Annotated in this window: 8 protein-coding genes; all 8 read right to left on the bottom strand. The window is 64.5% G+C overall.

Translation table 11 applies throughout. The annotated features are described in order from the left end of the window. Positions 1–230: 230 nt before the first annotated feature. The gene (hpf, locus tag INF37_RS02990; protein ID WP_101693647.1) at positions 231–773 is read right to left on the bottom strand and encodes a ribosome hibernation-promoting factor, HPF/YfiA family; all 543 of its coding nucleotides are present in this window, start codon (positions 771–773) and stop codon (positions 231–233) included. 146 nt (positions 774–919) lie between these two features. Then, a complete protein-coding gene (locus INF37_RS02985; RefSeq protein WP_101693648.1) occupies positions 920–1,762 on the bottom strand; it encodes a fumarate hydratase in 843 nt (280 codons plus the stop codon). A 29-nt stretch (positions 1,763–1,791) separates the two neighbouring features. Continuing rightward, the gene (locus INF37_RS02980; protein WP_193536316.1) at positions 1,792–2,946 is read right to left on the bottom strand and encodes an amidohydrolase; all 1,155 of its coding nucleotides are present in this window, start codon (positions 2,944–2,946) and stop codon (positions 1,792–1,794) included. A gap of 187 nt (positions 2,947–3,133) precedes the next feature. Continuing rightward, positions 3,134–4,441 (bottom strand): S1C family serine protease, encoded by a 1,308-nt coding sequence (locus INF37_RS02975; protein ID WP_186962877.1) that lies wholly within the window; start codon positions 4,439–4,441, stop codon positions 3,134–3,136. Between the two features lie 31 nt (positions 4,442–4,472). Further along, positions 4,473–5,906 carry a sensor histidine kinase gene (locus INF37_RS02970; RefSeq protein ID WP_193536314.1) on the bottom strand — a complete coding sequence of 478 codons (1,434 nt, stop codon included), beginning with the start codon at positions 5,904–5,906 and terminating at the stop codon, positions 4,473–4,475. Beyond that, positions 5,903–6,595 carry a response regulator transcription factor gene (locus tag INF37_RS02965; protein WP_193536312.1) on the bottom strand — a complete coding sequence of 231 codons (693 nt, stop codon included), beginning with the start codon at positions 6,593–6,595 and terminating at the stop codon, positions 5,903–5,905. Before INF37_RS02965 ends, INF37_RS02970 begins: the two co-directional genes overlap by 4 nt. Positions 6,596–6,741: 146 nt before the next feature. Beyond that, a complete protein-coding gene (locus INF37_RS02960) occupies positions 6,742–7,911 on the bottom strand; it encodes a cation diffusion facilitator family transporter (RefSeq protein WP_186962878.1) in 1,170 nt (389 codons plus the stop codon). A 393-nt stretch (positions 7,912–8,304) separates the two neighbouring features. After that, positions 8,305–10,212 carry an LTA synthase family protein gene (locus tag INF37_RS02955; RefSeq protein WP_328821013.1) on the bottom strand — a complete coding sequence of 636 codons (1,908 nt, stop codon included), beginning with the start codon at positions 10,210–10,212 and terminating at the stop codon, positions 8,305–8,307. Between the last annotated feature and the right edge of the window lie 73 nt (positions 10,213–10,285).

Below are 10,285 nucleotides of genomic sequence, written 5' to 3'. Positions count from 1 at the left end.
CACACCCTTTGCCCAGGTTTAAGATTTGGAAAGATTCCGCGTGTCGAACTGCTTCGACACGCGTCTCAAAAATGCAAGCATTTTTTCGAGAGGGATGCAGGCCGCCGTCTGCGGACGGCGGAACTCTGCGAGGCTCTTACCGGCAAACCCGCAGCCGCACATGCAAAAAGGCCCCCCGGGAATTGCTCCCGGGGGGCCTTGTAATGGTTTGGCAAAGGGTCAAATTTCGGTTATTCGGCGTCTTCGATCAGGCCGTAGCCGCCGTCGTTGCGCTTATACACCACGGAGAAGGCGCCGTCGTTGTCCACGTCCTTGAAGGCGAAGAAGGTGTGGTCCACCAGGTTCATCTGGAGCACCGCCTCTTCCACCGTCATGGGCTTGATGGGGAACTTCTTGGTGCGGACGATGCGGAACTCATCCTCCTCCACCTCGGGCACGAAGGAGGAGATCTCCTCCTCCACCGAGCGGACAAAGGCGTCCTGGCGCAGGCGCTTTTCCAGGCGGGCCTTGTTCTTGCGCAGCTGCCGCTCCACCGAGGCCACCGCGGCGTCGATGGTGGCGAACATATCGGACGTACTCTCCGCCACGCGGATGATGGTGCCGCCGGAGCGGACCGTCAGTTCCACGTTGTTGCGGTCTTTTTCAACACTAAAGACAATGGAAGCCTCCGCGTCCGCCTTGAAATAGCGGTCCAGCTTGCCCACTTTCTTCTCGGCATAGGCATGCACCTTGTTGGGGAGGTTAACCTTCTTGTCAGTAAACACGAACTTCATAGTGTCAGCTCCTTCCGCCCTCTGGATGAGAGGGCTTTTGTCGTTGCCCACGGGTCATGGGACCCGTATGGAGAAACCGCCCAGCGATTTCCTTGTCACAATTATACCACATCCGCAAAAAATTTCCACCCTGTTTTCAGGATTTTTTACAAGACGGCGCTGGCGTGACGGGTGACATGGCACCCGATGTTCACCGCGCAGGGCAGACCGGCGATGTGGGTTCCGTAGTGGAGGATGCACACCGACAGCGCGGTGGTGGTGCCGCCCAGACCCTGGGGACCGATGCCCAGGGCGTTGATGCGGGCCAGGGCCTTGGCCTCCAGATCGGCGTAGAAGGGGTCCTCGTTGTGCTGGTCCACCGGGCGCAGGAGGGCCCGCTTGGCCAGCAGGGTGGCCATCTCGGAGGTGCCGCCCACGCCCACGCCCACCACGATGGGGGGACATGGATTGCTCCCGGCGTTGGACACGGCCTCCACGATGAAGTCCACCACCGCCTCCGGGCCCACCGAGGGCTTGAGCATCCGCAGGGCGGTCATGTTCTCGCTGCCGAAGCCCTTGGGGGCCACGGTGATGGAGAGCCGGTCCCCCTCCACCAGCGTCAGGTGGATTATGGCGGGGGTATTGTTGTTGGTGTTCACCCGGCGCAGGGGGTCCCCCACCACCGAGCAGCGCAGGTGTCCCTCCACATAGCCCTGGGCCACCCCCGCGTTCACCGCGTCGGAGAGGAGGCCCCCGGTGATGTGGACCTCCTGCCCCAGCTCCACAAAGACCACGGCCATGCCGGTGTCCTGGCAGATGGGCAGCTCCCGCGCGTCGGCGAAGCGGAAGTTCTCCTCCAGGTCGCCCAGGATGGCCTTCCCTACCGGGGAGCGCTCGCTCCCCTCCGCCTTCACGATGGCCTCCTGCACGTCCACGGGCAGGTGGCAGTTGGCCTGGATGCACAGATCCCGCACGGTGCGGGTGATCTCCTCACAGCTGATGTCTCTCATAACGGCTCTCCCCTTTTTGTCTCTTGTTCTTATTTCACGGGCACGCCCTGGATGAACACGTGCTCCACCCGGCTCTTCCAGTCCAGCGGATGGGCGCTGGTGACCACCACGTCGGCGTCCTTGCCGGGGGTGAGGGTGCCCACCCGGTCCCCCACGCCCCCCAGCTCGGCGGCGTTGCGGGTGATGCAGGCCAGGGCCTCCTCCTCCGCCATGCCCGCCCGCACCGCCATGGCGGCGCACAGGGGCAGGTACTGCACCGGGGTCTCCGGGTGGTCGGTGCAGATGGCCACCTTGACCCCCGCCTTGGCCAGCAGCACCGGGTTCTCCAGGGTGTGGCCGGCCAGCTCCGGCTTGCAGCGGTCCCCCAGGCAGGGGCCGGTGATGACCCCCACCCCGGCCTCGGCCAGCAGATCGGCCACCTGATAGCCCTCGGTGCCGTGGACGATCACAAAGCGCAGGCCGAACTCCCGGGCGATGCGCACGGCGGTGGCGATGTCGTCGGCCCGATGGGCGTGGAAGTGGGCGGGCAGGGTCCCGGTGACCACGGCCCCCAGGGCCTCCAGCTTCACGTCCAGGTCGGGCCCGTCCAGATCGGGATCCAGGGCGGCCTTCTCCTGCTTGTCCCGGTACTCCAGGGCCTTGGAGAGGTTTTCCCGGATGATGGCGGCGGTGGCCATGCGGGTGACCGGGGTCTCCTTGCGCTCATTGTACACCGTCTTGGGGTTTTCGCCCAGAGCGAATTTCATGGCGGCCGGGGCCAGGACCACCGCCTCGTCCACCCAGCGTCCATTGGTCTTGATGGCGGCGAACTGCCCGGCGATGGGGTTGGCGCTGCCCGGGCCGGTGAGCACGGTGGTCACGCCCCCCGCACGGGCCTCCTCAAAGCAGCGGTCCAGCACATTGATGGCGTCGATGGCCCGCAGATGGGGGGTGCAGGGGTCGGTGGACTCGTTCCCGTCGTCGGCCTCAAAGCCCACGGCGTTGCCGAAGAGCCCCAGGTGGCAGTGGGCGTCCACAAAGCCGGGGATAATGTGTCCCCCCGCGGCGTCCAGGTCTCCCTGCTCCACGGCGGGACAGACCTCCATGGGGCCCACCTCCTGAAGGATACCCCCCTCCATGCGCACATAACCGTGGGGAATGACCGGTCCGTCCATGGGATGGACCACTCCGTTATAGATCAGCATTGGTGTTCGACCTCTTTCTACAAATGTTCCATTTGACATTTTCAGGAAATTGAGTTATCTTATACTTGCAGCTCGGCCAATTGGTCCGATCCCGCGTCTGGGCTTATCACGAGGGATAAGCTCACATTCCATTCTCTCTTATGTATGCTTTGGGCGCTCTCCGCAGGGAGAGCGCCCCCTTTTTTGCTCACGGCTGGAGGGTATACTGCTCCACCAGCGCCACGGTTATGGTACGGTACTCCCCGTCCCGGTAGAACTCCAGCTCCAGGGTGTCCCCCACGCCCAGCTCCTCCTTGACGGCGTTGAGGGCCTCGATGGTGGGGGTGGGCTGTCCGTTGGTCTTGAGGATGATGTCCCCCGCCCGCAGGCCCTTGGCCCAGGCGTCGGAGCGGGGCTCCACGCTCACCACATACAGGCCCTCCGGCCCGTCATACCCCTCCTCCACGTAGTAGTAGGAGGGGCCCGCCGTGATGCCGATGGTGGGGCGTCCCCCCACATGGCCCTGGGCGATGAGCTCGTCGGCGATGGCCTTGACGGTGGCCGAGGGGATGGCGAAGCCCAGGCCCTCGATGGTGTCGAAGTCGGACATCATCTTGAGGGTGGTCACCCCGATGACCTGTCCGTACCGGTTGACCAGGGCCCCGCCGGAGTTGCCCGAGTTGAGGGCGGCGTCGGTCTGGATGAGCTCCATCTCATACCCGTCCACCGACATGGAGCGGTCCAGGAAGGAGATGATCCCCTCGGTCATGGTGCCCGGGAGCTGGGCCCCCAGGGGGTTGCCGATGGCATAGGCCCGCTCCCCCACCCGGAGGGTGTCGGAGACGCCGAACTCCGCGGGGGTGAAGTCGGTCGGGCCCTCCACCTTGAGGACGGCCAGGTCGGTCTGGCTGTCGCTCCCCACCAGGAGGGCGTTGTAGTGGCTGGAGCCCTCCAGCGGGCTCACCGTCACCACGGAGGCCCCGGCGATCACATGGTGGTTGGTGAGGATGTACCCGTCTTGGGAAAAGACGATCCCCGTCCCCTGGGAGACCCCGTCGGGGCGGGTGCTCTCAATGCTGACGATGGAGGGGGAATTTTTCGCATAGATCTCCTCGGCGCTCAGCTCGGCCCCGCCGGGGGCGGCGTGGAGGGTGAGGACGGTCCCGTCCCCCAGAGGGGCCCGCTCCACCGTGGTGGGGTACTCCGGCTCCTCCTCGGGCAGGGAATAGACGTAATCGGGGGGATCGGCCGTGCCGCTCCAGGGGAGCAGGCCGTTCATCCCCAGGGCCAGGAGCGCCCCGCTCCCCCCCAGCAGCACCACCAGAAAGAGGCACAGCACCCATACGGCCCGCCGCCGGATCCGGTTGGGGCGCCGGGGGTATTTGGGTGGCCTGCGGGGCGGGAGGGGCGGCATCTCCCCATCCGCCGGGCGAAAGCGGTAGCCCTCCTCCCCTCCGGCGGGGAGGGGAAGCTCCTCCCCGGCCAGGTCGGGCCGGTCAAAATAATAGTTGTGCATGCAACTCCTCCTGCACGGGGGTAAGAACCCCCTACGCCAGCGTCAGCGTGAAGGTGAACTCGGTCACGCCGTTCTCGCTGGTGACGGTGATATTTTCCTTGTGGTTGCCCAGAATGGTCTTGACGATGTACAGTCCCAGCCCCACGCCGTCCCGGTCCTCGCTGCGGGAGCGGTCGGTCTTGTGGAAGCGGTCGAAGAGCAGGGCCAGCTCCTCGGGGGGGATGGTCTCGCCGGTGTTGCGCACCGACACATAGGCCTTTCCGCCCTTGGCGGTCACGCTGATGCCCATGGTGGTGCCCTCGGTGGAAAACTTGATGGCGTTGTCCAGCAGGTTATAGCACACCTGGGTGATGGCGTCCGGGTCTCCCCAGACGGTGACCGGCCCGTCGGGGATGGCGGTGTCCACGTCCAGGTGGCGGGCGTTGATCTTGGTCTCCAGGCTCACCAGCACCCGCAGCATGACCTCGGAGACGTCGAACTGCTCCTGGGCGGTCACGTTCTCTTTGGACTGGAGGCGGGAGAGGTCCAGCATCCGCCGCACCAGCCGGGAGAGCCGCCGGGTCTCGGAGGAGATGGTCTTGAGGTACTCCTTCTCCCGCTCGGGGGGGATGGTGCCGTCCAGAATGCCGTCGGCGAACCCGGCGATGGTGGTCATGGGGGTCTTGAGCTCGTGGGAGACGTTGGCGATGAACTCGCTGCGCTTGGCCTCGGCCTTGGAGAGGGACTCGGCCATGGCGTTGAAGGCCTCGGCCAGCTCGCCCACCTCGTCCTTGCGGTTCTCATAGCCGGTGACCCGGGCGTCGAACTCGCCGTGGCCGAACTTCCGGGCCGCGTCGGCGATCTCCTTCATGGGCCGGGTCTGGTGGAGGGAGGTGACCGAGCTGCTGATGAAGGCGATGCACAGCACGCCCACCGAGGTGAAGAGGAAGATGGTGGCCACCGCCCGCCACAGCTCGGTGAGGCTGGAGGTGTTGGCCGCCACAAAGACCAGGTTGGTCTCATGGGTCTGCCCCAGGAAGTCGCTCTGGACCACCGCCCGGCCGGAGACATACCGCCGCTCGGGGAAGAGGCCGCCCATGGCGGTCATCCCCTGATAGCTGCCGTTCTGGGCGATCTCGCCGCACACGGAGGCGGGCACCGTGGGGGCGGCCAGGCCGCTGCGGATGGCCCCGTCGGAGTAGAGGAGCACCCGCCCGTCGGTGCGGCAGATGAGCACGTAGGCGTCCGAGATGCTGGCGATGGAGCCCACATAGGCCTTGTAGGACGCGTCGTACAGGCTGGCTCCGTTGGACTTCATGGCGCTGGTGAAGTCGGCGATGAAGTCCACGTTGCGCTCCAGGGCCTCCTGCTTCTCCCGCAGGGTATACTGGTACGTCAGGGTGATGAAGGCCGACCCCAGCAGGGTGAAGGAGATGAGGATGATGGCGGCCATCATGGAGAACTGGCGTCCGTAGATGCTCTTCATCCCGCGCTCACGACCTCAAACTTGTAGCCCACGCCCCACACGGTCTTGAGGCACCACTGGTCGCTGACCCCCTCCAGCTTTTCCCGCAGGCGCTTGATGTGCACGTCCACCGTGCGGGAGTCGCCGAAGTAGTCAAAGCCCCACACCTCGTCCAGCAGCTGGTTGCGGGTAAAGACACGGTTGGGGGCCGAGGCCAGGTGGTAGAGCAGCTCCAGCTCCTTGGGCGGGGTGTCCACCCGCTTGCCGTCCACCAGCAGCTCGTAGGAGTCCAGGTTGATGGTGAGCTTGTCGAAGGAGAGCTTCTTCTCCTCGCTGTTCTCCTCGGCGCCGAAGCGGCGCAGGACCGCGTGGATGCGGGCCAGGACCTCCTTCATCTCAAAGGGCTTGACGATGTAATCGTCGGCCCCCATCTCCAGGCCGCTCACCTTGTCGTCGGTCTCGCCCTTGGCGGTGAGCATGATGACGGGGGTCTTGTCGCTCTCCCGGATCTTCTTGAGCACCGACCAGCCGTCCATGACGGGCAGCATGATGTCCAGCAGGACCAGCTCGGGATGGAAGGAGCGGAAGAGCTCCACCGCCTTCCCGCCGTCCCCCGCCACTGCGGTCTCAAACCCCTCTTTTTCCAGGTAGAGATGCAAAAGCTCGGCGATGTTGGTTTCGTCCTCTACGATCAGGACCTTTGTGGCCATATGGCATTCCTTCCTTTCCTGGGAGCCCTCCGCCCCGGACAGGGGGCCGCTCCGGGAGATATTCCTTGGTCTCTATTGTACGCGCTTTTTCCACCGGATTGGGTGAATATTCTGTAAAACCTACTCCACGCAGGCCGACACGCGCCCTACTCCACGTAGGCGTGGTCCACCTGGATGACGGCGTAGCAGTGGGGATCGTGGGCCTGGATGCGCTGCTGGATGGCGGCGGCCAGGGCCTCGTCCTCCATAGAGAAATTGTGGGGGGCCACCACGTCGAAGATCAGGTTGGTGTGGTGGGGGCCCGCCGTCATGCGGAAGTCGTGGATGGTCAGGCGCTCGTCCAGCTCCTTCACCTGCTGGGCCACCCACAGCCGGGTGCGGTTGACCCCCTCGTCCTCGGTGGCGATGGGGTCCATGTGGGCCGAGGTCTCGATGCCGAACTTCTCCTTGAGCTCCCGCTCGATGTGGTCGATCACGTCGTGGGCCTCCATGATGTCGGCGTTCATGGGCACCTCCGCGTGGAAGGACATCATGGACCGCCCGGGGCCGTAGTCGTGGATGATGAGGTCGTGGATGCCCACCACCTCCGGGTGGGCCAGGATGGTCTGTTCGATCTCCCGCACCAGGTCCCGGTCGGGGGTCTGGCCCAGGAGGGGGTCGATGGTGTCCTTGGCGGCCTCCCACCCGGCCCGGAGGATGAAGAGGGCCACCAGCACGCCCACCCAGCCGTCGATGGACACGCCGGTCAGGGCGCCCACCACCGCGCCCAGAAGCACGGCGCTGGTGGCCACCACGTCGGAGAGGGAGTCCATGGCCGTGGCCGCCATGGCCGCCGAGCCGATGCGCCGGGAGAGGTTGCGGTTAAAGAAGCACATCCAGAGCTTCACGGCGATGGAGCACAGCAGGATGCCCGCCGACACGGCGGAGAAGACCACTGGCTCGGGGTGGAGGATCTTCTCGATGGAGGACTTGCCCAGCTCCACGCCCACCAGCAGAATGAGCATGGACACCAGCAGACCCGCCAGATACTCGATCCGGCCGTGGCCGAAGGGGTGGTCGTCGTCGGCCTTCTGCCCCGCCAGGCGGAAGCCCACCAGGGTCACCACCGAGGAGCCCGCGTCCGAGAGGTTGTTGAAGGCGTCGGCCGTGATGGAGATGGACCCGGTCAGCACCCCCGCGAAAAACTTTCCCGCCGAGAGCAGCAGGTTGAGAAAGATCCCAACGCCCCCTGAGAGCATCCCGTACCGCTCCCGCACCTGCGCATCCTGTACCTTCTCATAATCCCGGACAAACCGCCGGAGCAACTGTTCTGTCATGCCATTTCCACTCCAAGTCGTTCTTTATGTCAGCGTGTCGAAATGTTTCGACACGCTTCTCAAAAATGCACGCATTTTTTCGAGGGGGAAGCAGGCCGCTGCATGCACTCGCTGACGCTCGCACACTTGCGGCCTGAGCAGAGTGTTTTCCGGCGTACACGCCGCCGGAAAACACGATTTGATCCTCTTCCGCCGTCTGCGGGACGGCGGAACTCTGCGAGGCTCTTGCAGCGCAAAGCACAGAAATACACGTTATCGTCAGCCTGTTTGTGTTTCTTCTGCTTGCTTAATGTATCATTATAGCACAGAGGATGCGTTCCCGTCCATGTTTTCCCATCCGGCCGGGCAGAAAAAGGCCGCGGACACCGTAGTGCCTGCGGCCTTCGTGGTAGATTACTCGCCGGTATCCAGGGTATAGAAGTCCTCCGGACGGCTCCCCTTGTCAAAGATGTTGCAGTACTCCAGGATGCGGTACTCGGCCAGGCTCTCCCGGGCGTAGTCGGGCAGCTCCTCCCAGTGCTCCTCGGCCGTCCAGTCGCCGTCCCGGTCCAGGTAGCCCACCGGGTTGATGACGGGCAGGTCCTCCCACAGGGAGAGGAGGAAGTCCTGATACCCGGTGGTGGGCAGGCCCGCCGTCTCCATCAGCAGGGCCGAGAGGTAGTTGAGGGAGAGGGTCACGTCCTGCCCCTCCGGGATGTCGTAATTGGCCCAGATCACAAAGGGGACGATCTGCTTTTTCTCCGCCGTGTCGGTGTCCAGGGCCTCCACCTCACCGCCCAGGGCCTCGGTGTAGAAGTTGGTGGCCACCTGGGGCTGGTGGTCGCCGAACATACAGATCATGGTGGGCTCCTCCACCTGGGAGAAGTAGTCGATCAGGTATTCAAAGGCCTGGTCGCTCTGATAGACCAGGTTGAGGTACTGGTCCACCGTGCGGAAGCGGCCCTCATATGCTCCGGTGAGGTGGACCTCCTCCGGGAGGTTGGTCCACTCGCCGGTGTAGGCGCTGTGGTTCTGCATGGTCACGTTGAAGAGGAAGAGGGACTGTCCCTCCTCCTTGGCCTCATAGCGGGCGATGAGGTTTTCGTAATTGGCCCGGTCGGAGAGGTATTCCCGGATGATGTCGCTCTCGTCGTAGTCGAAGTCCTCCAGGAAATACTGCTCGTCAAAGCCGTAGTCGTTGTAGACGGCCACCCGGTTCCAGCCGGAGGAGTAGTAGGGGTGCATGGCCACCGTGGCATACCCCAGGGACTCCATCTGCCCGGCCAGGGAGGGATCCCCCTGCCCCACGTACATGTGGTAGGGCACCGTGCCCGCGGGCAGGAAGGTGACGGTGTTGCCGGTGAGGAACTCATACTCCGAGTTGGCGGTGGTCCCGCCGAACACAGAGGAGAAGGCCCAGCCCTTCACCGTGTTCTCCTCCAGGCTGTGGAGGAAGGGCATGGGGTCCTGATTGGTCTCCACCCCCGGGATGACGCTCAGATCGGAGAGGGACTCGTTCATCACCACGATCAGGTTCACCGGGCGGGTAATCCCGTCGGTCGAGGCGCTCACGGCGGCTTCCTCCGAGGGGTGCTCCTCTGCCAGAGTGGTGAGGGCGTCCCTGCCGTACCCGTCGGGGGCCTTCACCCGGCTGTACCGGAGGCACAGGCTGAAATTCAGGGCCAGCCCATTGCCCCGGGTGGTCCACATGGAGGGGGAGATCCCCGCGTCCGAGACCGCGTTGGTGCAGAAAAAGAAGTAGAGGAAGGCCCCGGACCCGGCCAGCGTGGGCAGGAAGAGCTTCCAGGAGAACCGCTGCCGCTCCGCCGGGGCGGGCAGCAGGGAGAGCACGCCGATGAAGAGGGCCACGCACAGTCCGGTCAGCACCATCATGAGGTCCGGGGTGTAGTTGTAGTTGCCCGCCACATTCAGCGCCGTGCGGATGGTGACGATGTCCCCCGGGAAGAGGGTGCGCCCCCGGAAGGCGATGGCATAGCGGTTGACGATCCCGATGGCCCAGGCCACGAGCATGGCCACCTTGGTGGCCCGGTCCCGGCGGCCCAGGACAAAGTAGAAAAAGAAGGCCCCCAGATAGTACCACACCAGGTTGAGGGCCACCTGAAGGGGGGTAAAGCTCCCCCAGGGCTGATTATAGTTGAGAACCTCCACCAGGCTGTACGAGACAAGAGGTCCCACCGCAAAGGCCAGCCGGGAGAGCCAGGCCGCCCGGGACGGCTCCAGGGCCAGCTTCGGCCAGCGGGGGCGCGCCTTCCGGCCGGTATGACGTTTCGGTTTTGTGGGCATGTTCATCCGTTCTTCCACTCGGCTCCTCTCGAATTTGATTTTTTCTGTATCATACTCCCTCAAAAGCGGGATGTGCAAGGGGATTTTGCAC

The sequence above is a fragment of the Pseudoflavonifractor gallinarum genome, from assembly GCF_014982855.1.
Lineage (GTDB): Bacteria > Bacillota > Clostridia > Oscillospirales > Oscillospiraceae > Pseudoflavonifractor_A > Pseudoflavonifractor_A gallinarum.
The sequence above is the reverse complement of the archived record's forward strand: the minus strand, read 5'-3'. Positions and strand labels throughout refer to the sequence as shown.

Excerpts from the sequence above, each read along its gene's own strand:
- INF37_RS02980 (WP_193536316.1), bottom strand. The coding sequence starts at position 2,946 with ATGCTGATCTATAACGGAGTGGTCCATCCCATGGACGGACCGGTCATT.
- INF37_RS02975 (WP_186962877.1), bottom strand. The coding sequence starts at position 4,441 with ATGCACAACTATTATTTTGACCGGCCCGACCTGGCCGGGGAGGAGCTT.
- hpf (WP_101693647.1), bottom strand. The coding sequence starts at position 773 with ATGAAGTTCGTGTTTACTGACAAGAAGGTTAACCTCCCCAACAAGGTG.
- INF37_RS02960 (WP_186962878.1), bottom strand. The coding sequence starts at position 7,911 with ATGACAGAACAGTTGCTCCGGCGGTTTGTCCGGGATTATGAGAAGGTA.
- INF37_RS02965 (WP_193536312.1), bottom strand. The coding sequence starts at position 6,595 with ATGGCCACAAAGGTCCTGATCGTAGAGGACGAAACCAACATCGCCGAG.
- INF37_RS02970 (WP_193536314.1), bottom strand. The coding sequence starts at position 5,906 with ATGAAGAGCATCTACGGACGCCAGTTCTCCATGATGGCCGCCATCATC.
- INF37_RS02985 (WP_101693648.1), bottom strand. The coding sequence starts at position 1,762 with ATGAGAGACATCAGCTGTGAGGAGATCACCCGCACCGTGCGGGATCTG.